The organism is Pseudomonas sp. TMW22080 (assembly GCF_022496745.1).
In the GTDB taxonomy this organism is placed as follows: domain Bacteria; phylum Pseudomonadota; class Gammaproteobacteria; order Pseudomonadales; family Pseudomonadaceae; genus Aquipseudomonas; species Aquipseudomonas bubulae.
On sequence record NZ_SCFF01000001.1, the window covers coordinates 405,381 to 427,302 of the forward strand.

Annotated in this window: 17 protein-coding genes and 1 pseudogene; 9 read left to right on the forward strand and 9 right to left on the reverse strand. The window is 58.9% G+C overall.

Annotation, left to right across the window (positions count from 1 at the left end; translation table 11 throughout):
* Positions 1-7: 7 nt before the first annotated feature.
* The 3 genes from EQV96_RS01835 (at position 8) to EQV96_RS01845 (ending at position 4,054) form a co-directional block, all read left to right on the forward strand.
* On the forward strand, positions 8-1,483 hold the full coding sequence (locus EQV96_RS01835) for a mannitol dehydrogenase family protein (RefSeq protein ID WP_095017969.1): 1,476 nt from the start codon (positions 8-10) through the stop codon (positions 1,481-1,483).
* 133 nt (positions 1,484-1,616) lie between these two features.
* The gene (xylB, locus tag EQV96_RS01840; protein ID WP_240881152.1) at positions 1,617-3,110 is read left to right on the forward strand and encodes a xylulokinase; all 1,494 of its coding nucleotides are present in this window, start codon (positions 1,617-1,619) and stop codon (positions 3,108-3,110) included.
* A gap of 5 nt (positions 3,111-3,115) precedes the next feature.
* Complete coding sequence (locus tag EQV96_RS01845) at positions 3,116-4,054, forward strand: carbohydrate kinase (RefSeq protein WP_095024700.1); 939 nt, start codon at positions 3,116-3,118, stop codon at positions 4,052-4,054.
* 117 nt (positions 4,055-4,171) lie between these two features.
* Here EQV96_RS01845 and EQV96_RS01850 read toward each other — a convergent pair whose 3' ends face one another.
* Positions 4,172-5,473, reverse strand: coding sequence for an OprD family porin (locus EQV96_RS01850; protein ID WP_095000303.1), 1,302 nt, complete (start codon positions 5,471-5,473; stop codon positions 4,172-4,174).
* A 282-nt stretch (positions 5,474-5,755) separates the two neighbouring features.
* Between EQV96_RS01850 and EQV96_RS01855 the strand changes: the two are divergent.
* Together EQV96_RS01855 and EQV96_RS01860 are read left to right on the forward strand one after the other, a co-directional pair.
* Positions 5,756-6,601, forward strand: a pseudogene (locus tag EQV96_RS01855) (ATP-binding protein); the annotation flags it as partial.
* Between the two features lie 78 nt (positions 6,602-6,679).
* A complete protein-coding gene (locus tag EQV96_RS01860) occupies positions 6,680-6,955 on the forward strand; it encodes a peptidylprolyl isomerase (protein ID WP_083369510.1) in 276 nt (91 codons plus the stop codon).
* Positions 6,956-7,016: 61 nt separating this feature from the next.
* Here the strand turns inward: EQV96_RS01860 and EQV96_RS01865 are convergent, their stop codons facing one another.
* From EQV96_RS01865 to EQV96_RS01880, 4 genes are all read right to left on the reverse strand, one after another.
* Positions 7,017-9,269: an ATP-dependent DNA helicase gene (locus tag EQV96_RS01865; protein WP_240881154.1), complete on the reverse strand. Its 2,253-nt coding sequence runs from the start codon at positions 9,267-9,269 to the stop codon at positions 7,017-7,019.
* Positions 9,266-10,915 (reverse strand): VRR-NUC domain-containing protein, encoded by a 1,650-nt coding sequence (locus EQV96_RS01870; RefSeq protein ID WP_346769598.1) that lies wholly within the window; start codon positions 10,913-10,915, stop codon positions 9,266-9,268. Before EQV96_RS01870 ends, EQV96_RS01865 begins: the two co-directional genes overlap by 4 nt.
* A 152-nt stretch (positions 10,916-11,067) precedes the next feature.
* Positions 11,068-12,507, reverse strand: a complete 1,440-nt coding sequence (locus EQV96_RS01875; protein WP_240881156.1) for a hypothetical protein — start codon at positions 12,505-12,507, stop codon at positions 11,068-11,070.
* A gap of 331 nt (positions 12,508-12,838) precedes the next feature.
* Positions 12,839-13,861: a zinc-dependent alcohol dehydrogenase family protein gene (locus tag EQV96_RS01880; RefSeq protein ID WP_095000308.1), complete on the reverse strand. Its 1,023-nt coding sequence runs from the start codon at positions 13,859-13,861 to the stop codon at positions 12,839-12,841.
* A gap of 278 nt (positions 13,862-14,139) precedes the next feature.
* Between EQV96_RS01880 and EQV96_RS01885 the strand changes: the two genes are divergently transcribed.
* Positions 14,140-15,054 carry a LysR family transcriptional regulator gene (locus EQV96_RS01885; RefSeq protein ID WP_095000309.1) on the forward strand — a complete coding sequence of 305 codons (915 nt, stop codon included), beginning with the start codon at positions 14,140-14,142 and terminating at the stop codon, positions 15,052-15,054.
* A 29-nt stretch (positions 15,055-15,083) separates the two neighbouring features.
* Here the strand turns inward: EQV96_RS01885 and EQV96_RS01890 are convergent, their stop codons facing one another.
* Positions 15,084-16,295, reverse strand: a complete 1,212-nt coding sequence (locus tag EQV96_RS01890) for an MFS transporter (protein ID WP_240881158.1) — start codon at positions 16,293-16,295, stop codon at positions 15,084-15,086.
* 116 nt (positions 16,296-16,411) lie between these two features.
* Between EQV96_RS01890 and EQV96_RS01895 the strand changes: the two genes are divergently transcribed.
* From EQV96_RS01895 to EQV96_RS01905, 3 genes are all read left to right on the forward strand, one after another.
* Positions 16,412-17,020, forward strand: a complete 609-nt coding sequence (locus EQV96_RS01895; protein ID WP_138738009.1) for a flavin reductase family protein — start codon at positions 16,412-16,414, stop codon at positions 17,018-17,020.
* Between the two features lie 259 nt (positions 17,021-17,279).
* Positions 17,280-17,441 (forward strand): DUF2986 domain-containing protein, encoded by a 162-nt coding sequence (locus tag EQV96_RS01900; protein WP_095031598.1) that lies wholly within the window; start codon positions 17,280-17,282, stop codon positions 17,439-17,441.
* 9 nt (positions 17,442-17,450) lie between these two features.
* Entirely contained in the window at positions 17,451-17,942 is a 492-nt protein-coding gene (locus tag EQV96_RS01905; RefSeq protein WP_323165882.1) for a GNAT family N-acetyltransferase, read from the forward strand.
* A gap of 65 nt (positions 17,943-18,007) precedes the next feature.
* Here the strand turns inward: EQV96_RS01905 and EQV96_RS01910 are convergent, their stop codons facing one another.
* From EQV96_RS01910 to EQV96_RS01920, 3 genes are all read right to left on the reverse strand, one after another.
* Positions 18,008-19,372 carry an MFS transporter gene (locus EQV96_RS01910; RefSeq protein ID WP_240881159.1) on the reverse strand — a complete coding sequence of 455 codons (1,365 nt, stop codon included), beginning with the start codon at positions 19,370-19,372 and terminating at the stop codon, positions 18,008-18,010.
* Between the two features lie 188 nt (positions 19,373-19,560).
* Positions 19,561-20,271, reverse strand: coding sequence for a FadR/GntR family transcriptional regulator (locus tag EQV96_RS01915; protein WP_150628443.1), 711 nt, complete (start codon positions 20,269-20,271; stop codon positions 19,561-19,563).
* Positions 20,272-20,363: 92 nt separating this feature from the next.
* Positions 20,364-21,893, reverse strand: a complete 1,530-nt coding sequence (locus EQV96_RS01920; RefSeq protein ID WP_240881160.1) for an altronate dehydratase family protein — start codon at positions 21,891-21,893, stop codon at positions 20,364-20,366.
* Positions 21,894-21,922 lie beyond the last annotated feature (29 nt).

Below are 21,922 nucleotides of genomic sequence, written 5' to 3' on the forward strand. Positions count from 1 at the left end.
TTGCCCCATGAAACTCAATCGCCGAAACCTCGACACCCTTACCAACCTGGTGGCCAAACCCACCTACCTTGGCAGCGATACCCGGCAGGGCATTGCCCACATCGGCGTGGGCGGATTTCATCGCGCCCACCAGGCGTATTACACCGATGCTCTGATGAATCGGGGCCAGGATCTGGACTGGAGCATCTGCGGCATCGGTCTGCGGGGCGAAGACCGCAAGGTGCGCGACGCTCTGGCCGGTCAGGACTACCTCTATACCCTGTTCGAACTGGGCGACAGCGACGACACCCAAAGCCGCATCATCGGCTCTATCAGCGGCATGCTGCTGGCCGAAGACGGCATCAATGCACTGATCGACAAGCTGGCCAGCCCGGCTATTCGCATCGTTTCGCTGACCATCACCGAGGGCGGCTATTGCATCGATGACAGCAGCGGCGAATTTATGTCTGCACTGCCACAGATCCAGCACGATCTCACCCACCCCGAAGCACCGACAACCGTGTTTGGTGTGCTATGCGCCGCCCTGGCCCGACGCCAGGCCAGCGGTATCCGGGGCTTTACCCTGATGTCCTGCGATAACCTGCCCCACAACGGCGCTGTCGCGCGCAAGGCCCTGCTGGCTTTTGCCGCGCTGCGCGGTGCTGAACTACATGATTGGATCGCTGCCAATGTCAGCTTTCCAAATGCCATGGTGGATCGCATCACGCCCATGACCAGTAACGCCCATCGTTTGCAACTGCATGACCAACTGGGTATAGACGACGCCTGGCCGGTGGTCTGCGAGCCGTTTATCCAGTGGGTACTCGAAGACAAATTTGCCTGCGGCCGCCCGGCATGGGAAACCGTGGGCGTACAACTCACCGACGACGTCACGCCTTATGAAGAGATGAAAATCAAACTGCTCAATGGCAGTCATCTGGCATTGACGTACCTGGGGTTCCTCAAGGGCTATCGGTTTGTTCACGAAACCATGGGCGATCCCCTGTTCGTGACGTATATGCGTGCCTATATGGATCAGGACGTAACGCCGCAACTGGCGCCGGTGCCCGGCATTGACCTGACGGCCTACAAGAACACCCTGGTGGAACGCTTTTCCAATCAGGCCATTGCCGACCAGTTGGAGCGCGTGTGCTCGGATGGCTCGTCGAAGCTTCCCAAGTTCACCGTGCCTGCCATCAACCGGCTGATCAGCGATGGTGGCGAGTTGAAACGTGCGGCACTGGTGGTTGCAGCCTGGGTGATGTATCTCAAGGGAGTTGATGAAACTGGGCTGCACTATGCCATTCCCGACCCGCGAGCGGAGTTTTGCCAGGCCCTGGTGGCGGATGATGAGTTGATCGTGCAGCGATTATTGAGCGTTGAAGAGATCTTTGGCGGCGCCATTCCCCGGTCTGCCGAGTTTGTAGCTGCGTTCGAGTGGTGCCTGAACAGCTTGCGTGATGTCGGGGTGAGCAAAACCCTGGAAAATCTGCTTCATCTTTGAAGCCCACCCCAGCCCTCTCTGGCAGAGGGTGCTGAATTGAGCAGTCGCAAGTGCACCGTTATCCCCGATCAGTCCCTTATCCCTGCGGAGAGGGTCTGTTAGAGGCTTTTGATCTGGCTAAGAGCAGGTTCCCATGAGCACAACCCACTTATACCTGGGCATCGATTGCGGCACCCAGGGCACCAAGGCCCTGATCCTCGACAGCGAGTCCGGCCAGGTGCTCGGGCTGGGCAGCGCTCCACACACGTTAATCCAGGGCGCACAGGGGCGGCGCGAGCAGGATCCCGGGCAATGGCTGGATGCATTGCAACACGCTACCCGCCAGGCCCTGACCCAAGCCGGCATCAGCGGCCAGCAGATTCAGGGCATAGGCGTGTCCGCACAACAACACGGGCTGGTGCTGCTCGATAGCCAAGGCGATGTATTGCGCCCGGCCAAACTGTGGTGTGACACCGAGTCAACTGGCGAAAACAACCAACTGTTAGAATGGCTGGGCGGCGAAACCGGCTCCCTGGAGCGGCTGGGCCTGGTGATCGCGCCAGGCTACACGGTCTCCAAGCTGCTCTGGACAAAACACCATCATCCTCAGATTTTGGCACGCACTGCCCATATCCTGTTACCCCATGACTACCTGAATTTCTGGCTGACCGGACGCTGCTGCAGCGAATACGGTGATGCGTCCGGCACCGGTTATTTCAACGTGCGCACTCGCCAGTGGGATCGCGAACTGTTGCATCATATCGATCCCGACGGCCATCTGGAGCAGGCACTGCCCGGGCTGATCGAGCCCCGCCAACCGGTCGGGCGTATCCGCCCGCTTATCGCGCAGTTGCTGGGACTGAACCCCGATGCCGTGGTATCCAGCGGGGGCGGCGACAATATGATGGCAGCCATTGGCACCGGCAATATCGAACCCGGAATCATCACCATGAGCCTGGGCTCGTCGGGTACGGTCTATGCTTTTGACCCGCAGCCACAGGCCCGTCCCGAGGCCTCAGTGGCCAGCTTCTGCTCGAGCACCGGCGGCTGGCTGCCGCTGATCTGTACCCTGAACCTGACCAATGTCACCGGTGCCGTGCGCGAGCTGTTCGGCTTGTCTGTGGAGGGTTTCAACCAGATGGCCAGGCAGGCACCCGCAGGCGCAGAGGGTGTCAGTCTGCTGCCCTTCCTCAACGGCGAGCGGGTGCCTGGCCTGCCCGATGCCACCGGCAATTTTCAGGGCCTTACACTGACCAACATGACCCAGGCCAATCTGTGCCGCGCAGCCATTGAAGGCACCACCTATGGCTTGCGCTACGGCCTCGATCTGCTGCGCCGCAACGGCCTGCAAAGCCACGTCATCCGCCTGGTAGGCGGCGGTTCAAAAAGCCCCCTGTGGCGCCAGTTGGTGGCCGATATCATGGCCACCCCGGTAGTCTGCCCTGAGCAGAGCGAAGCCGCCGCACTGGGGGCTGCAATTCAGGCTGCCTGGTGTGTGGCTGCTGACTCACCGACACTGGCTGATCTGTGCCGGCGTTGCGTGCGCCTGGATCCTGCGGGTGAAACCCGGCCCGAGGCCGATAACGTCCGGGCCTACGAACACTTCTATCAACGCTACCGACTACAGGTCGCAGCCTTAACCGAGTAAATGTTATGTATCTGGTATGCGGAGAAGCCTTATTCGATTTTTTTGCCCGGTCCCCTGAGAGTACGCCGACGGGCCAGGTGGACTTCAAGGCCATTGCTGGCGGTTCACCCTTCAACGTGGCGGTGGGCCTGCGTCGCCTGGGCGTCGACACCGCACTGTTTGCCGGGCTGTCGACCGACTACCTGGGCCAGCGGCTGAAACAGGTGCTGGTGAATGAAGGCGTGAGCACGCGATACCTGCATGATCTGGACGCGCCCACCACGCTGGCCATGGTCGCGCTGGATGCCAACGGCTCGCCCGCCTACAGCTTTCGCGGTGAGGGCTGCGCCGACCGGCAATTGCACGCCCATCACCTGCCGCTGCTGGGGCCCGAGGTGCGGGGTGTGCATGTGGGGTCTTTTTCGTTGGTGGTGCAGCCGGTGGGCGATACGTTGCTGGCACTGGTCAAGCGCGAGAGCGGGCAACGGCTGATCAGCCTTGACCCCAATGTGCGCCTTAATCCCGAGCCGGACATCGAACGCTGGCGTCAGCGGATCAAGGAACTGATCCCCTATGCCGATGTGATCAAGGTCAGTGATGAAGACCTGGAGCTGCTGTACCCGGGACAGGACGCGCAGGAGATTGCCCGGTCATGGCTCAACCATCGTTGCCAACTGGTGTTTTTGACCCGGGGCAGTCAGGGCGCCAGTGTGTTCAGTCGCGAACATGGGCAGCGTTCGGTGCCCGCCAGCCTGGTGGATGTAGCCGATACCGTGGGCGCGGGGGATACCTTCCAGGCCGCAGTGATTGCATGGTTGACCGGACATGGGCTGGACTCGATCGAAGGCATACAGGGCCTGAGTGCGGTGCAACTGGACGCCCTGCTCGACTTCGCCAGCCGTGCCGCAGCCCTGACCTGCAGTAAAACCGGCCCGGACCTGCCCTACCGCGAACAGCTGCTATAACCGTTGTAGCCGCAGAGGAGCGAACGAGGCAGCGATAAGGGCCGCAGGACCTTCAATATTTCAGGGTCGCTGCGCAACCCATCGCCGCCTCGCTTCGCTCCTCAGCGGCTACAGCCCTTACCAGATCGACAGGTTATAGCTGACGATCAAACGGGTCTCATCCACGTCACGGGCAAACTGGGAGTAGTTGGTGCGGTAGGTGGCATTACGCAAGCGCAGGCTGACGTCCTTGAACGTACCGCTTTGCACGATGTATTTCAGCTCGCTGTCACGCTCCCACTCCTTGCCCTCTTCGCTGCTGCCCACCACCTTGATATGGTCGCCGTTGACATAACGGGTCAGGAACGACAGACCGTCGATGCCGATGGCCTTGAAGTCGTAGTCGTAACGCAGTTGCCAGGAACGCTCCTGAGCGTTGGCAAAGTCGTTGACCTGCAGGTAGTTGACCAGATACGGGTTGCTGCCATCCAGGTACGGCATTGAAGTATCGCCGTTCATGCGCTGCCAGCCAGCACTGATCTTGTGCCCGCCCAGTGCATAGCCGAGCATGGCGCCCAATGCGCGATTGTCGATAGTGCCAGCTTTGGCCGAACCCGAGTCATCACTTTTCAGCAAGCGCACATCGGCGGACAACACACCAGGACCGACCGGTTGATTGGCCTGCAAACCGACAAACTGCTGGCGATAGATATCCTGCAATTCACCGTAGTGGTATTGCGCAGTCAGATGCTCGTTAACCTTGTAGTCCAGACCGTACATGCTGAAGTGATCAGCGGTGATATTGCAGCCATAACGCTTGTTTTTGCAGTTCAGGCGCAGGTCCTGGGAGTCGGTGGAGTCCCGGGCGGTATAACGGTCAAGGCGCGAGGCCATGAACTTGAGATCCCTGATTTCCTGGGATACCAGCATGGCGCCATTGAACATGTTTGGCAGTAAACGGCCATCATTGTATTTGAGCAACGGCAGATCAGGCAGCAGCGCGCCGTATTTGAGCACGGTGTCGGATACGCGCATTTTTGCTGTCAGGCCAAATTTGGCGTACTGATCCTTGGAACGACGCGGGTCGCTGCCGGTCGAAGGCAGCAGGCCACTATTGCTGTCGGCCGGGCTGGAATCCAGCTTCAGGCCCAGCATGCCCAGTGCATCCAGGCCAAAACCGACGGTGCCCTCGGTATAGCCCGATTGCAGATTGAGGATAAACCCTTGCGCCGTTTCATCGCGCTTGGAGGCGCCCTGGGGGTTTGAGCTGCTACCATCGCGAAAATCGCGATTGAAGTACACCGTACGTGCTTCCAGTCTGGCGCTGCTGTCTTCAAAAAAGCCGCCGGCCTGTGACGGTGCGGCAAAGCCGGCACACACTGCCAGCGCGCCCAAGTGTGCTACCCGGCGATGCGCCAACAATGAAAAAGGATGAACCATGTACAAGCTCCAGCAGCCAATCATTGGCAGGGTGAAAACGACCGAAGACACGCTCGGATACAAAGTGAGCGTCCTCAATCAAAAAAAGGGGCGCAATTGTACGAAAGGCTAAGCTGGAGCCTCATTCGACCTTAGTCGCACGGTCAAGACCGGGCTTTGCAGCAAGGCTGACAGCCTTGTACCGGTATGCGGCCTTAAACAGACCGACTTACAGATTCAAATTCAGGACGTACCATGCCAATCAAGAGTTCAAGGCGCCACCAACGCTTGCAGGCCAGCGCCACCGAACAAGCTTTGCTTGAGCTTAACGAAACCCTTGAGGAGCGTGTGGCCGAGCGCACCCGGGCATTGGCCGAGGCCAATATGCAATTGCAGCTCGAGATACAGGAGCGGGCCCGTGCTGAGGAGGCCCTGCGCCACGGGCAAAAAATGGAGGCGGTAGGGCAATTGACGGGCGGCATCGCCCATGATTTCAACAATATGCTCACTGGCATTATCGCCAGCCTGGACCTGATGAAACGCTACATCGCGGCAGGCCGTATTGACGAGGTCGAGCGTTTTGCCGATGCCGCCGTCAACTCTGCGCAGCGCGCCGCCGCGCTGACCAACCGCTTGCTGACGTTCTCCCGTCGCCAGTCGCTGGATCGCAAGCCGCTGGACCCCAATCAGCTGGTGAAATCACTGCAGGAATTGTTCAGCAGCAGCAAAGGCGCGAATATCGACCTGATCCTGGAACTGGGGCAAAACATCTGGCCGGTCAATACTGACAGCGGCCAGCTCGAAAGTGCCCTGCTCAATCTGATGATCAATGCCCGGGATGCGATGCCCGACGGTGGCACCCTGGTAGTCAAAACCGCCAATCATTACCTCAATGCCAGCGATCTCGGCACTCTGGAATCAGTCAGCTCCGGGGATTACGTCATGCTCGAGGTCAGTGACAACGGCACCGGTATGAGCCCGCGGGTCCTCGCCAGGGCCTTTGACCCGTTTTTCACCACCAAGCCCGTGGGCCAGGGAACCGGGCTTGGGCTATCGATGATTTACGGCTTTGCCCAGCAGTCCGGCGGGCATGTCAGCATCAACAGCCTGAGCGGATGCGGCACCCGTGTGTGCTTGTACCTGCCGCGCCATCATCACCCGGAGGCGAAAACTCAGGCATAATCCGCGACCGCGCACTATGCCCCACTGTTCCAAGGTACAGATCACATGAAAGCTCAAGCCCGCCATATTTTGGTGAAAACAGCCGAAGAGGCCGAATCGCTCAAACAACGCATCGCCAAAGGCGAAGCATTCGATGTGCTGGCGAAAAAATTCTCCACCTGCCCGTCAGGCAAACGCGGCGGCGATCTGGGCGAAGTGAGGCCCGGGCAGATGGTTGGCATCATTGACCAGATCATCTTCAAAAAACCGCTGCGGGTGGTGCATGGCCCGGTCAAGAGCAAGTTCGGCTATCACTTGGTGCAAGTCTTTTACCGCGACTGAACAGCCCCCTGCCCTCTGACGGCACCCTCGAAGACAGGGTTTGGGGTACTCGAGATTTCGGTCACTGCAGTCGCCACCAGCGCGGCAGCAGTTGCTGCACCTTCGGCTCGGCAAAACGGTCATCAATCAGAAACAGCGTCCCCTGATCGCTCTGGGTGCGAATTACCCGGCCGGCTGCCTGCACCACTTTCTGCACACCCGGATAAAGGTAGGTGTAGTCATAACCGGCGCCAAACCGTGCCGCCATGCGCTGTTTGATCTGTTCATTGACCGGATTCAACTGGGCCAGACCGAGGGTGGCGACAAAAGCACCGATCAGCCGCGCGCCAGGCAAATCAATGCCTTCACCGAATGCGCCGCCCAGCACGGCAAAACCGACGCCCTGACTGGTCAGGGTGAACTGGTCGAGAAAGTCCTGACGTGCTGCTTCGTCCATTCGTCGTGCCTGCAGCCACCGTGATATCGACGGATGGCGCTCGGCCAGTAGTTCGGCAACCTGTTGCATATAATCAAAACTGCTGAAAAACGCCAGATAGTTGCCCGGACGCTGGCCGAACTGCCTGGCAATCAGCTCCACAATCGGCTCCAGCGAAGCCTGACGATGGACAAAACGGGTGGATATGCGGCTCACCACCTGCACGTCCAGTTGCTCGGCGCCAAATGGCGATTCGACATCCATCCACAGCGCATCCTCCGGCAAGCCCAACAGATTGGCGTAATAGGTCTGCGGGCTGAGGGTGGCGGAAAACAGCACATTGCTGTGAGCACTCGCCAGACGCGGGCCGATAAAACCGGCAGGCACAATGTTGCGCAGATTGAGTTGCGAGAGGCGCCGCTTGCCGCCTTCAACCAGGCTGACGTCGAACAGGAAATTGTCATCGAACAACTCCGCCACCCGATTGAACTGCAAGGCTTCGAAGTAGAACGCCTGCAGGTTTCCCGCCAGCCCATGGGGGTGATCGTTGAGGTAATCGCCTATGGCGGTGATGCAGGAAGACAAGGCATTCAGCCATTTGGCTGGCAGTTGCGGGTATGCCTGATAGGGGCCCGCCTGCGTCTTGTGCAGGGCACTCCATTCGCGGTCAAGGCGTTTGAAGGGTTTGTCCAGCGGTGCCGGAGCCGTGTGCCGTACGCTGTTGAGGGTCTGCTGATCGAGGCTTGCGCTGTACATCCCGCGCGCCCGCTCGACCAGGTTATGGGCTTCATCCACCAGGGTCCCGACCCGCCATTGGTTGGCCTGGGCCAGACCATAAAGCAAGGCACTGAAGTCGAAGTAATAGTTGTAATCGGCAATCACCAGATCAGCCCAGCGCGCCATTTCCTGACTCAGGTAATAAGGACAGACCTCGTGCTCCAACGCGACATTGCGCAGGCTCTTCTGATCGAGGGGGGTTTGGCCAATCGCAGCCCTTCGCGCAGCGGGTAAACGATCGTAGAAGCCTCTGGCCAAAGGGCAAGAGTCACCATTGCAGGCGTTTTGCGGGTATTCACAGGCCTTGTCTCGCGCCACCAGCTCCAGCACCCGCAACGGAGCGTCCTGCCCTTCGGGAAAAAGCACCTGCATCGCATCGAGGGCGAGTTTGCGCCCCGGCGTCTTGGCCGTCAGAAACAGCAGCTTGTCGAGCTGCTGGCCGGGCATGGCCTTGAGCAACGGAAACAGGGTACCGATGGTTTTGCCGATCCCGGTGGGGGCCTGGGCCATCAGGCAGCGCCCGGTGCTGACGGTCTTGTATACCGCTTCTGCCAAAGCCCGCTGCCCGGTTCGAAACTGCTTATGGGGAAAGGCCAGGGCACGGGCGGCAGCATTCCTGGCCGCACGATGGGCCATTTCCTGCTCGGCCCAGGCCAGGAACAGCCCGCATTGCAGCTCGAAAAATTGCTGCAGGTCCGATGCTGACCAGGTTTCCTGCAGGCGGGTTTCCTTTTCACTGATAATGTCAAAATACACCAGCGCCAGGTCAACCTGTGGCAACTGCAGGCTCTGGCACAATAACCAGCCATAGACCCGGGCCTGAGCCCAATGCAGTTGACGGTGGTTGGCCGGTATTGCAGTGAATTCGCCGCGAAAGGTTTTCACTTCTTCCAGGACATTGGCCGCGGGGTCATAACCGTCTGCACGACCGCGAACGCTCAAGGCGCCGAACTGTCCTTCCAGGCTCAGCTCCGCCTGATACTCCGAGCTGCGCCGCGAGGCAACCGTGCGATGCCCGGCTATGCCCTGTTGCGCCGTGGGCGAAGGGGTAAATCGCAAGTCCAGATCGCCAGTCTTGGCGGTGAATTCACACAAGGCACGCACTGCAACGCGATAATTCACCCTTGCAGCTCCTGCCATTGCACATAACACACGGTCACCGGCATCCCGTGCCCTTCACAAAAGGCCAGCCAGCGCAGTTGGTTGTCCTGCAGACGGTCACCCGGGCCTTTGACCTCAATCATGCGATAGGTGTGTTGCGCCGAAAAAAACTGGATCAGGTCGGGCATACCGCTGCGATTGGCCCTGATATCCAGCAACAGACGCCGAAACCAAAGTTTCAAGTGCGCAGGGGGCAAACACCGTAATGCCTCTTCCAGCAGGTTCTGATTCAGGTGATTCCAGGCCACGAAGTTAGACTGCACGCCAAATTTGGCAGCATAGGTGTCGCGGATAGTGGTCAGGTAACGGCCATCATCGAGCTGCGCCAGGCAAGCCTCGAACCTGTCGGCACGCTGCTGATAGAAATCATCTTCCAGCATGTCTGCCGGACCACTCTGATACGGGTGAAAAAAGGCGCCCGGCAAGGGTGCGAAAATCGCCGGCCAACACAGCAGACCGAAGAGCCCGTTAACCAGGGTGTTTTCCACGTAATGCACAGGCGCTGCAGCGCTGTGCAAGTGCGCGGCAGCCATTAGCTCGACACTGGCCGCTTCGTCCCGTGGCAGGCTCAGGTCGAGCCGGTCGGGTGCCATTGCCTGGGCCACGGGCAATGGCGCCAAGCCCAGCTTGCGGCGCAAGCGCGGGATGATTCGTCGCAGATGCTGAAGCTCGGCATCAGTCAGTGGGGCCTGTTGCGCGTCTTCGGCCAGCTGCAATGCCGGTGCATAGTGCGCCTGACGTTCGAGCACGCGAATGCTGCGCTGGCGTGCCTCGGGGTGCAGGCTGTGCTGATAGACCTCCAGTGCCCGCGTCAGATCCCCTGCCCGCTCCAGATGCTGACCCAGCTGAAACAACAAGCGCCCGCGGCGCCGTTGCAGCCAGCGGTTGCCTGCCTGGTAGTCGAGCACCTGTTGCAGCACGGCAGCGGCATCGCCACTGAGCTCAAATTGCTCGCGACAGGCATGGAGCTGCAAATAGCCCTCTATATCGGCCCGGCACCCCAGAGCACGGGACTCGTGGCTGAAATCGACCTTCTCATAGGTAAACAGGCCGAGGTCGGCCAGTACCAGATCGGACCAGCTCTGCCCCAGGTTGCCAAAAAACATCAGCCGCAGGCGGTCACACAGCGCTCGGTGGTTGAGGGTGTAAAGCGGCTCGGTAAGGCCGGGATGCCATTGGGAAAGGGGTTGACGCTGGGTAAAGTCGGCAGCCAGTTGCTCGAACCAGTCCGTTTTTTTACCCTTGGGTTGCGTGATACGGGCACTGAAACAGGCCAGGATTTCCGCTTTTTGCAGTACGTCAAACACGTCGGCCAAGGCCAAGGGCGCCTGATTATCCAGCCAGCCAAGGGCCAGCAAGGGGGCCGCCGCCAGCGCGGTATCACCGATTTCCGGGTAATTGAGCCTGCCGGCCCGGAAGTGATCGCCCTTGCGCATGATCATGCGCACCCACAGCGCTTGCGAGGGGCCGGGTAATTGGGCAAAACCTGCGATAAACCGTTGCTCGTCGACAGTCAGCACGTCTTCATAACGGGCAGCGATCCAGTCAAGCACATGCCGGAAGTTTTTCAGGTAGTAAAACGGGTCTTCGAGGGGATTGGAAATCACAGGCAGAACTAACCACTGAGCATGAATACTGGATATGCGTACAGATATCAGTTTGCCCGGGGCTCTGGCAAATGCTATTGGATGAGCGGTGAGTTCGCCGGGTCCCCGCCAGCAGGCCGGGGTGGTACTCACCCGCCCCCAAACCACCTGCCTTAGCCCGCAAGTACTGGGTGCCAGGGTTTTTTGCTTGGGTCGTGAGCGCACAATGTGGCAATCAGGGTGTTGCTTGTTCTCACGTCTGTTTTTTCCATGTGATAAAGCGCTTGCAACGATGCAAGGGGCAGTCCGCTTACAGACTCCAGCCAGGCGATATCGACCTGCGAAGTGCTGTCCGGGTCCATCAGTACCCGTCGAAACTCGTGGATGTATTGCAATTTTTCGGGGTAGCAGTTTTGTAGAAAGGACTCCAGGTCATCGGCTTTATTAACAAAAGGCGAACATATAAAGCAGCCCAACTGTTCATTATTGACACCGTGCAGTTCACCCAGGTACTGAGTGGCGACACCGTGCAACTTTCTAATTCGTTTCGGTGTATTGAACGAAGCGCCGAGCCTCTTTATCAATTGACCTTTAAACCGTTCATTGCACTGATTTTCCAGCGATGCACGGCGCAAGTAAGCATCCGCACCGACACTGTATTCCACCCCGTACTGGTAAGTGCCACGCAAACCCTGGAGGTGGGCAGCCACTAACACGACCGCCGCTTGCGGCTCCTCAATGTCCAGCATTTTTATATTCCATGGTCCCTCCACAAACATCAGTACCTGAGAACTCAACACGTCCGCTTCGTGGCATAAACAATCAAAAATATTGATCACGTCAATATCATTGCTGCCGCCACTGATTGCAGAAAACTCACCCCGATACGCGGGAGGCAATTTCAAGAACTCTTTATAGTCATCATCCAGCTTGCTGCACAACTTGACTGCGTTTTCAAAACTTTCATGGTCATCACCCGGCGGTGCATGCCCGTGCTGCTCTGCAACCTGCTGGATCCACGTCACGTATTGCCCCAGATGGCTTGGCGGGCGCCGGTCAATCAGGGCGTCCACCCTGGCGCCCCATCTGCATGCCTGACGGTACAGCTTGGCCCGGGCCAGCAGGTCGGAATAAAAGAATGTCGCTCTGGCGTCGCCTTGGGTCAGGTGTCCTGACATCAGCACCTGAGTACGATTCATCACCGAAGGCAGGCTCTCGAAAACCGTCTGTTTATGCAGCCTGGTTGTACTCTGCTCATCGACAATCAACAACTCGACACGCATATCTTCATAGATAAACAACTCGTTGCACTGGGTCTGAATTCGCTCCATCACATTGGCGGTCATGCGTGGCTGGCGCAGTATCGCAATGCGCAACTTGAACGTCTCTGGCGAGCGCCCGGCAATACTCAGTTGTGCGGCGCGTAAAAAAGCCAATGTATAGGCACACTCCTTGCCGCCCTCATGAACCACCATTACCCGGTAATTCCCTATGCGCTCCACGCCACCGGCCGCCACTAATAAACGTTGAATCAACAACTGCAATGCAATGCGCTCGGGACGACTGAAACACCCCAGAAGCCGATGCAGAACTTGTTGATACACAAAGCCCATGGCCTGTTCATGAAAGTTGTTCATGGATTATCCTCCGGATCGAGCTTCTTATTATCAGCACGCCCAATTAGACGCGCCCAGATTTACTGCAACTCTTGGACCCGGAAGAGACGAGACGCACATACGCACAGGAAGAAACCTACAAAAACCACTCAATAGAATACATACTTTCTTATGCTGCACTCTTATGACATGTTCTTCAGCCGCACTTTCTTTCTGGATAAAGCAAACCAAAAGTCCGCTGGGGCCAGACACAAAAAAACGCGGCCCTGAACACTATGTTCAGGGCCGCGTTTATGAGACGGGAAGTTTTGCGCAGCCTTGTCAGGCTTCAGGTCGCAGCCACTTGCAAAGCAACTCGCCCCCGGCACGGACAACCATCCATATAACGATGGGCTTCTACAAAGTCCTCAAAAGGGAACACCTTGATCTCCAGCGGTGTGAGCACCCGGTCAGCAGTTAGCTGGTTGATATCACGCAAGGCACGTTTCATCGCCTCTTCGTCCTGTGCGATACCCAGCTCGGGCTTGCCAGTGAAGTTACCGATGCAGTGCACGAAGAACTTGATGTTCTTCTGAAAGCACGCACAGCCCGGAAACCCTGTCTGGTTACCGCCTTGCAAACCATACAGAACAAGGCTGCCACGAGGCGCCAGGACATCACCCAGCACTGACATTTGCGGGCCACCCAGACCATCGAGCACCACATCCACGCCCTTGTTGTCGGTGATCTTGTTGATCTGCATCAGCAAGTCCTGCTCTTCGGTGACAATCACCTTGTCGGCACCCAGTGCCAGCAGGCACTCGCGCTCACTGGCGTCCTTGGTCGCAGCAATCACCTTCAGGCCCATCGCCTTGCCCAACTGCACGAACGAAGGACCGGCGCAATGGCTGGCATCGGTGATCAGTACGGTCTGCCCGGGCTTGACCTGGGCCAGATCGACATAAGCGAAATAGGCGATCAACAGCGGTGTGTAATGTACGCTGGCCTCTACCGCAGACAATACGTCCGGGTAGCGGGTCAGCGTGGAGCGTGGCATCAAAATCAGCTCGCCATAGGTCGGGTAGTCATTGGCGCTCTGGCCCGGAAAGCTGGCGACCTTGTCACCAATCGCCAGATCATCAACCCCGGCACCGACGGCGGTGACGATACCGGCCATTTCATGGCCTATACCCGCAGGCAAACGGGCGTGGCTGGGTGCCAGGTTCTGCCGCCAGAGCACGTCATACCAGCTGATGCCAATGGCTTGAACACGGACCTGCACTTCGCCGGGAGCAGGCGCGGCGACTTCGTGCTCTTCGCACTTGAGCACCTCGGCCGGACCAAACTTGTGAAAACGGATCGTGCGCGACATTACCAACCTCGCCTAATTAATCGCTAATACCACGGGACTTTATCCGGGCTTTGTGCGCAAGACTAACAGACAGCATTAATAGTCGACATGCCTGGCATTGATCCGCCGACAGGTTTACAGCGAGCAGAAGCCCTGAAAAACCGGGGAAACCACCATAAACAGGAGTTAAACCTCCTACAGTCCAGCAAGAAAGAAAATCTACCGAGTGACGAAAAAACAGTTTTGCCAGTAAGATCCGTTACCTCACTACCTGTTGAACCGACTGCGAAGCCTGCCCGATGAACCGTAACGACTTGCGTCGCGTCGATCTGAATCTGCTGATCGTCTTTGAAACCCTGATGCATGAACGCAGTGTGACCCGTGCAGCCGAGAAGCTGTTTCTGGGCCAGCCGGCCATCAGTGCGGCTCTGTCACGCTTGCGCAATCTGTTCGACGATCCGCTTTTTGTCCGTACCGGGCGCAGCATGGAGCCGACTGCCCGGGCGATCGAGATCTTTGCCCTGCTCTCGCCTGCCCTTGACTCGATTTCCACGGCGGTGAGCCGCGCTTCAGAGTTCAACCCGGCGACCAGCACCTCAGTGTTTCGCATCGGCTTGTCGGACGATGTCGAATTCGCCCTGCTGCCGCTGCTGCTCAAGCGCTTGCGTGCAGAAGCACCGGGTATCGTCCTGGTTGTCCGCCGCGTCAACTACATACTGATGCCGCCACTGCTGGCCTCGGGCGAGATTTCGGTGGGCGTCAGCTACACCAGCGACCTGCCTGCCAACGCCAAGCGCAAAGTACTGCGCCGTAGCCGTCCCAAACTGTTACGTGCCGACACCATGCCCGGCCCCCTGAGCCTGGACGACTTCTGCGAACGGCCCCACGCACTGGTGTCGTTCGCCGGTGACCTGAGCGGGTTTATCGATACCGAACTGGAAAAAATGGGCCGCAAGCGTCATGTGGTACTCGCCGTACCGCAGTTCAATGGCCTGAGCACCCTGCTGGCAGGGACCGATATCATCGCCACCGTGCCCGACTACACGGCCGAAGCCCTTACCGCGGCGGGTGGCGTGCGCGCCGAAGACCCGCCGCTGGACACCCAAAGCTTCGAGCTGCATATGGCCTGGCGCGGCGCCCAGGACAACGATCCCGGGGAGCGCTGGTTGCGATCACGGATTCAGATGTTTTTCGGGGATCCGGACAGCCTTTGACACCTGCAAGGCGCAGGAGCAATTACCACTCACCTGGCAAATTCCTGCTGTGACTGAGCCTGTGCTGCAACATTCAGCGTGCGCAGGCCAAGCAATACAATCAGCACCATCACCGCTCCCGCGACAATAGGAACGGCAAAACCGGCGCGGGCGCCCCAGGCGTCGATCACCAGGCCTGCCACCACCCCGCCGAATGCCACGCCGATGCTGATGCCGGTGGACATCCAGGTCAGACCCTCAGTGACCCGCTGCGGCGGCAATATAAGCGTGCCCAGGTTCATGACAATCACCATGGTTGGTGCGAAAGACACCCCGGAAACAAACAGCAACAGGGCCAGGACATAGACACCGGATGAAAAAATCGGCAATACCGCAGTGATGGCCGTGACCAGAATCCCGATAAAAAATTGCTGTGCCATGGGCATGGCAATTCTGAAAGCACCAAAGGCCAGACCGGCAATCAATGACCCCAGAGCATAGGCGGCAAGGATAAAACTGGCAGATGCCGGCCAGTCATGGGCGTTGGCAAAGGCAACCACGGCCACATCGACGGAGCCGCCGATAACGCCCATGCCCAGCAAGGCCAGGACAATGGTAGGCAGGCCCGCAAGACGCCAGGTCGAGCCTGTATGAGTGCTGGCCGACTTGATGATCTGTGGCTCAGTCTGACGCTGCATCACAAACGCCGTAACGCCTACCGCCAGCAGTACGGCCACCGCCAGGGGCCCGGCTTCGGCAAACAGCCCGGTGCTCAGGCCAATCGCCAGGGGCGGCCCCAGGATAAAGGCCATTTCAGTTAGCACGGTATCCAGGGAAAACGCGGTATGCAGCAGCGACTTGCCGCGAAAAAGCTGGGTCCAGCGCGCCCTGGTCATGGCCGGCATGCTTGGCATGGTGCCTGCCAGTGCCGCCAGGACAAACAGCAACGGTGCGTCGGCGCGCAGATGTGCTGCGGCGATCAACGCCAGCAGCATGGCGATGCTGAATGCGGTGAACACCGGCAGCACCCGGCGCTGACCCAACCGGTCGACGCGTTTTGATATCTGCGGCCCCACCAGGGCATTGGCCAGGGTAAAGGTTCCGGCCACCGCCCCGGCCACCCAGTAAAGCCCTGTTTGCTGCACCAGCATGGTGATGATGCCGATGCCGATCATTGCCTGCGGCAAACGGGCAATCGAACTTGCCACCACCAACCCCATGACGCCAGGTATTGCCAGAAGTTCGCGGTAAGGGTTGGCCATGGTTATTCCTGTTCAAAGACGCTTCAGATAAAGAATCCAGCGTCGTATCCTTCTGGTGATAAGTCAAAGCCGGCGGCCTTGACCGCACTTTAAAACTGCCCGATTGCGGAGCCACAATGCACGAACATATTGCAGCCGTCCCTCTGGACAAAGCCTACCGACTGCTTAACCACGGCCCGACGATTCTAGTCTCGTCCCGCCATGCAGGGGTGCAGAATGTCATGGCAGCAGCCTGGGCATGCGCCCTGGACTTCGACCCGCCCAAGTTGACCGTGGTGCTGGATAAAAACGTGAAAACCCGCGCCTTGGTGGAAAACAGCGGGGTCTTTGTGATCCAGGTACCTACCGTAGCCCAAATCAGGCTGACCAGCCTGGTCGGCAGCGTCAGCCTGGTCGATGACCCGGACAAACTCGAGCATTGCGCGGTGCAACTGTTCGAGATGCCTGGCCATGATCTGCCATTTGTTGAAGGTTGCTCAGCCTGGCTGGCCTGCAAGTTGATCCCCGAACCGCACAACCAACAAACTTACGACCTGTTTATCGGGGAAGTGGTTGGGGCCTGGGCCGACACTCGCGTTTTCAGCGAAGGTCACTGGCACTTTGAAACGGCCGACCCGACCTTGCGCAGCCTGCATTACATCGCCGGAGGACATTACTACGCTATCGGCCAGGCGCTGGATGTGGATGTGGATGTGGATGTGGATGTGGATGAGAGCAATCTGTAGAGGCGCTTCCTGTCGTTGCGGGCAATATTCTGCAGTCCTCTTTGCCCTGCACACAGAAGAACAAGGCAAGCGTGTGCTAGCAACGCTGCCAATCATCAATTCAATGCCACAACTAACCGTGTAACATTCACCTACTCCAGCCAGCCCATCACGGCTCCCGCATGGGAAGCCGCAGACCGCTCCACTCTCTGCAACAGCATGAGCCTGGCTATTTTTTCAAGCTGACACCGTTCAACAACTTACAAACCGGGTAACAACCATGAACCGTCGTAAAAAAATCAACCAGATATTGAAGGCCAATGCCAAGAAGGCCAACGCCAAGCTGGCCCCGAAGAACAAGAACCCGTACATCAGCAAGGCTGACCGCCTGAAGCTGGCCGAGCAATCGGAGCAGGACACCACAACAACCACTGGGGATTAAGCCATGGTCATGCCCGAACCCCTCTTCAGGCAGGCAACGCCCCAGGATGCCGAATCCTGCTATCAGATCGAGGTTTCGGCCTATGAAGGCGATGAAGCAGCCACCCTGGAGAAGATCCGAACGCGAATCGCCCAGTATCCCCAAGGGTTTCTTGTGCTTGAGCAGGCTGGGGAAATCGTCGGGTTTATCAATAGCGGCTGTGCCTACAACGTCGTGATGTCGGATGAGGCTTTCAAGGAGCTGATCGGCCACGACCCTGTTGCACCCAATGTGGTAATCATGTCCGTAGTGGTTGCCCCCGCACACCAGGGCAAGGGCTTTGCCAGGCTGCTCATGAATGAGTTTGTCAGGCAGATGAGCAACCAGGGCAAGCACTCGATCCATCTGATGTGCAAACAACAGCATGTGCCTCTCTATACCCGCATGGACTATCAGTACGTCCAGCCATCGCCCTCCGGGCATGGCGGCATGGCCTGGCATGAAATGGTCATGGCGCTCTGACGGCTGAGAAAGCTTGCCGGATCAATAGCCCACCGCGAGAGTCCTACTTTTGACTCTCCCGCACCTCAAGCCTGTCCGGGCTGCTGCATCAAACGCAGGCCACTGGCCAACGCACCCGCCAGGGCAAAAGCGCAGCCCAGCCACAATGCATGGTACGGGCCGCTGACCGCAGACAAGTGAAAACACAGCGCCACCAGTGACGCGCCCAGTGTCTGCCCCAGCAACCGCGACGTGGCGACAATGCCGCTGGCACCACCACTACGGGCCAGCGGCGCACTGGTCATGATTGCCTTGAGGTTGGGCGACTGGAAAAACCCGAAACCGGCGCCACACAACGCCATGCGCCAGCCAATATCAAAGGTCGAAGCGCCTTCGTTCAATAACGCCAGCGCTGCCATGCCTGCGCTCAACATCAACAGGCCGATGCCGCACAGCAGTGCCAGCGATACGCGGTCCGCCAGACGCCCGGCAATCAGCGCCATAACCGCTACCACCGCGGGCCACGGCGTCATCAAAAAACCGGTAGCCACCTGGCTGTGGCCAAGCGCCGTCTGCAACAGAAAAGGCAACGAAACAAACGCCAGCCCCTGGGCGCTGAACGCACAGATTGCGGTCAGAGAGGACAAGGCAAACAGTGGCCGCTTGAACAGATCAATCGCCAGCATCGGTGCCGGATGCGCAGCCTGACGGCGCATCAGCCATACCCCGCACACCAGCGCCACGCCGATCAGCCCCAGGCTTAAATCGCCCTCGGCGCCATGTACCGCCGAACCCAGCCCCAGCACCAGCAAGGCAAACAGCCCGGCACACAAAATTGCGGCCAGCCGGTCAAACGCGTGTCCGCTTCTGGGAATTTCCGGCAGCGAGCGCAAGCCCAGTACAACGGCCAGCAGTCCCAACGGTACATTGATCAGGTACAGCCAATGCCAGGTCGTCACCGACAGGATGGCCGATGCAGCCGTTGGCCCCAGAGTGAAAGCCAGCCCCACCACCAGCGAGTTATAGCCCAGCCCCCTGCCCAGAATTTTGGCGGGATAGATGTGGCGCAACAGCGCGATATTCACACTCATGATCGCCGCCGCGCCCAGCCCTTGCACCACCCGCGCGGCAGTCAGCGTGGGCAACGACCACGCCAGCCCGCAGAACAGGGAGGCCAGGATAAACACCAGCAGGCCGCCGAGAAAAACCCGGCGATGGCCCAACACGTCACTGAGAGAAGCAAACGGCAACACCGCGGCAATGGTCGCCAGTTGGTAAGCGTTGACTACCCAGATTACCGAGGCGGAGTCAGTGCCGATGCCTTCGGCCAGGGTTGGCAAGGCGGTGTTGATGATGGCGGTATCGAGGGTCGCCATGCCAATCCCCAGGGAGATCGCGATCACGGCAGGCAGGCGTTTGTTACTGGGCAAACCATCGACAACTGAAGACATGGGCAATCCGCGTATACGACAAAAACGTCAAGATTAAGGCCTGCAGAGGATATTTTCTGTGGCCGATTGCGCACTCGGACGAAATTTCATGTTCGTCGATAACCTTGTAGCCACACCGGATTATTGCTGCTTTACCAATAATGTTTCTCAGGCCTGTGGATGGTTCTACACGGCTTTGCGGTCTGTCTCTAATCCCCTGTCCGGGCTTCCAGCGTCCCCAGCCAGCGCGCCTGGGAACACAGCAAATGCTGGCGCATGGCAGTCTGGGCAGCAATCACATCCTTGCCTTCCAGGGCCTGCAAAATGGCCTCGTGCTCGACCACCGCGGCATCCCAGGTGCCGTGGTTTTCCGAACGCTCGCTCAACTGCGCAGAAATCGGGCTGTGACGCTCATCGAACAGCGCAGTAATGATGCGCACCAACGCACCATTGCCGGTCATCTTTGCCAGGCGATGATGAAACTTTCGGTCGTCTTCCAGCGGCGGACGGTTCGCTTCGATGCTCGCGCGCATGGCATCAATGCACTCCTTCAGGTAACGGTAGTCGCTCTTTTTCCCGTGCATGCAGGCCAGCACCACCGCTTCGCCCTCGATCAGCGCGCGGGCCTGCATCAGTTCAGTCGGGCTCTCGCCATGAGTGCCGGTACGGGCGCCGCCTTCGCTCGGTCGGGCAGCCACATAGACCCCCGAGCCCATTCTGATCTCGATGCTGCCTTCGATTTCCAGGGCAATCAGGGCCTCGCGCAACGACGGGCGCGAGACGCCCAGCAACTGGGTCAAATCGCGCTCGGGAGGCAGGCGCGAGCCCACCTTGAAGTCACCCTGGACGATGTAGTCGCGCAATCGGTCGGCGATTTTCTGATAGAGCTTGCGCTCTGAAGGAGCAAAGGTGGAGACCATCGAGGCAGCGTCCAAAAAATGATGCCAAAGGCTACCACACAGGCCCGGGTGCGTAGCACAAAGCTTGGAGCCAGCCCTTGGACGTGTGGGTGTTACATCACCGCGCCAATTTGCCAGGGCACAAATTCGTTGTCGCCAAGGCCGTTTTCCTCGCTGCAGGTTTTGCCGCCTGACGCGGTTGTGAGCATCAGTGCGAACAGGCGTGCGCCCGCCTCGACCACCGATTCCTCGCCATCGACAATCGTTCCGGCATTGAAATCCATGTCCAGCGCCATGCGCTCAAACAGGCGGGTATTAGTGGCAACTTTCAGCGATGGCGTTGGTTTACAGCCATAGGTAGAACCACGACCAGTGGTAAAGCAGATCAGATTCGCACCACCCGCCACCTGGCCAGTGGCAGACACCGGGTCATAGCCGGGCGTGTCCATAAACACCAGACCTTTATGCTGGACTGTCTCGCCATATTCATAGACCGCCATCAAGCCGGTAGACCCCGCCTTGGCCACTGCACCCAGGGACTTCTCGAGGATGGTGGTTATGCCTCCGGCCTTGTTGCCCGGTGAAGGGTTGTTGTTCATGTCGCCGTCATGCTGGCGTACATAGGCCTCCCACCAGTGGATACGGCCCATCAGTTTGTCGGCAATCTGCGCTGACGCTGCGCGGGCCGTCAGCAGATGTTCTGCCCCATAGATCTCCGGTGTTTCGGAGAGAATGGCGGTACCGCCGTGGCGCACCAACAGGTCGACCGCCGCACCCAGCGCCGGGTTGGCGGTAATCCCCGAATAACCGTCCGAGCCACCGCATTGCAGGCCTACGGTGAGGTGGCTGGCCGACACGCTGCTGCGTTGCTGGCTGTTGACCTGATCGAGCATGGCGTTGACCAGCTCTTTGCCGCGTTGCACCGTTTCGCGGGTACCGCCGGCGTCCTGGATCACCAGGCCTGCTTTGAGCACCGCGTTGCGCTCGGCCAATTGTTCCATGAGCGGGGCCAGTTGATTGACTTCACAACCCAGGCCGATCACCAGTACACCGGCGAAATTGACATGATCGGCATAGCCACGCAGGGTGCGCTTGAGAATCTCGATGCCCTCGCCCTTGGCGCCCATACCGCAGCCGCTGTCATGGGTGATTGCCACTACGCCGTCCACATTGGGATAGTCGCGCAGGTAGCCCGCATCAAATGCCGCGGCAATCTGTTTGCATACGGTTGCCGAGCAGTTGACGCTGGAAATCACCCCGATGTAGTTGCGCGTACCGACACGCCCGTCTGCACGGACATACCCGGCAAAGCGGGCACCGCCGTCATCCTGGACGGTAGGTTGGTACACGTTGGCCAGCGTGTGGTTCGAGCTGGTCTGCGGCATCTGCAGGTTGTGCACGTGAACATGATCACCAGGGTGCAGGGCTGCACTCGCCTGGCCGATGGACTGCCCGTATTTGCGCACCAACTGCCCTTGGGCAACGGCACGCAGGGCGATTTTGTGCCCCGCCGGGATATCGGCCAGCGCAGTCACGCTCAGGCCATCGGCAAACAGTTGCTGACCCTTGGCAATGTCGCCGCGCGCCACCGCCACATCATCACCGCCAGTCAGTACAAGTAATCCAGGGTTGCTCATTTTCATGCTGGTTCCTCAACGGTTAGGGTGCGCTG

Bases quoted from the DNA above. Each gene is read 5' to 3' on its own strand.
- EQV96_RS01835 (WP_095017969.1), top strand. From the start codon at position 8: ATGAAACTCAATCGCCGAAACCTCGACACCCTTACCAACCTGGTGGCC.
- xylB (WP_240881152.1), top strand. From the start codon at position 1,617: ATGAGCACAACCCACTTATACCTGGGCATCGATTGCGGCACCCAGGGC.
- EQV96_RS01845 (WP_095024700.1), top strand. From the start codon at position 3,116: ATGTATCTGGTATGCGGAGAAGCCTTATTCGATTTTTTTGCCCGGTCC.
- EQV96_RS01850 (WP_095000303.1), bottom strand. From the start codon at position 5,473: ATGGTTCATCCTTTTTCATTGTTGGCGCATCGCCGGGTAGCACACTTG.
- EQV96_RS01860 (WP_083369510.1), top strand. From the start codon at position 6,680: ATGAAAGCTCAAGCCCGCCATATTTTGGTGAAAACAGCCGAAGAGGCC.
- EQV96_RS01875 (WP_240881156.1), bottom strand. From the start codon at position 12,507: ATGGGCTTTGTGTATCAACAAGTTCTGCATCGGCTTCTGGGGTGTTTC.
- EQV96_RS01880 (WP_095000308.1), bottom strand. From the start codon at position 13,861: ATGTCGCGCACGATCCGTTTTCACAAGTTTGGTCCGGCCGAGGTGCTC.
- EQV96_RS01885 (WP_095000309.1), top strand. From the start codon at position 14,140: ATGAACCGTAACGACTTGCGTCGCGTCGATCTGAATCTGCTGATCGTC.
- EQV96_RS01890 (WP_240881158.1), bottom strand. From the start codon at position 16,295: ATGGCCAACCCTTACCGCGAACTTCTGGCAATACCTGGCGTCATGGGG.
- EQV96_RS01895 (WP_138738009.1), top strand. From the start codon at position 16,412: ATGCACGAACATATTGCAGCCGTCCCTCTGGACAAAGCCTACCGACTG.
- EQV96_RS01900 (WP_095031598.1), top strand. From the start codon at position 17,280: ATGAACCGTCGTAAAAAAATCAACCAGATATTGAAGGCCAATGCCAAG.
- EQV96_RS01905 (WP_323165882.1), top strand. From the start codon at position 17,451: ATGCCCGAACCCCTCTTCAGGCAGGCAACGCCCCAGGATGCCGAATCC.
- EQV96_RS01910 (WP_240881159.1), bottom strand. From the start codon at position 19,372: ATGTCTTCAGTTGTCGATGGTTTGCCCAGTAACAAACGCCTGCCTGCC.
- EQV96_RS01915 (WP_150628443.1), bottom strand. From the start codon at position 20,271: ATGGTCTCCACCTTTGCTCCTTCAGAGCGCAAGCTCTATCAGAAAATC.
- EQV96_RS01920 (WP_240881160.1), bottom strand. From the start codon at position 21,893: ATGAAAATGAGCAACCCTGGATTACTTGTACTGACTGGCGGTGATGAT.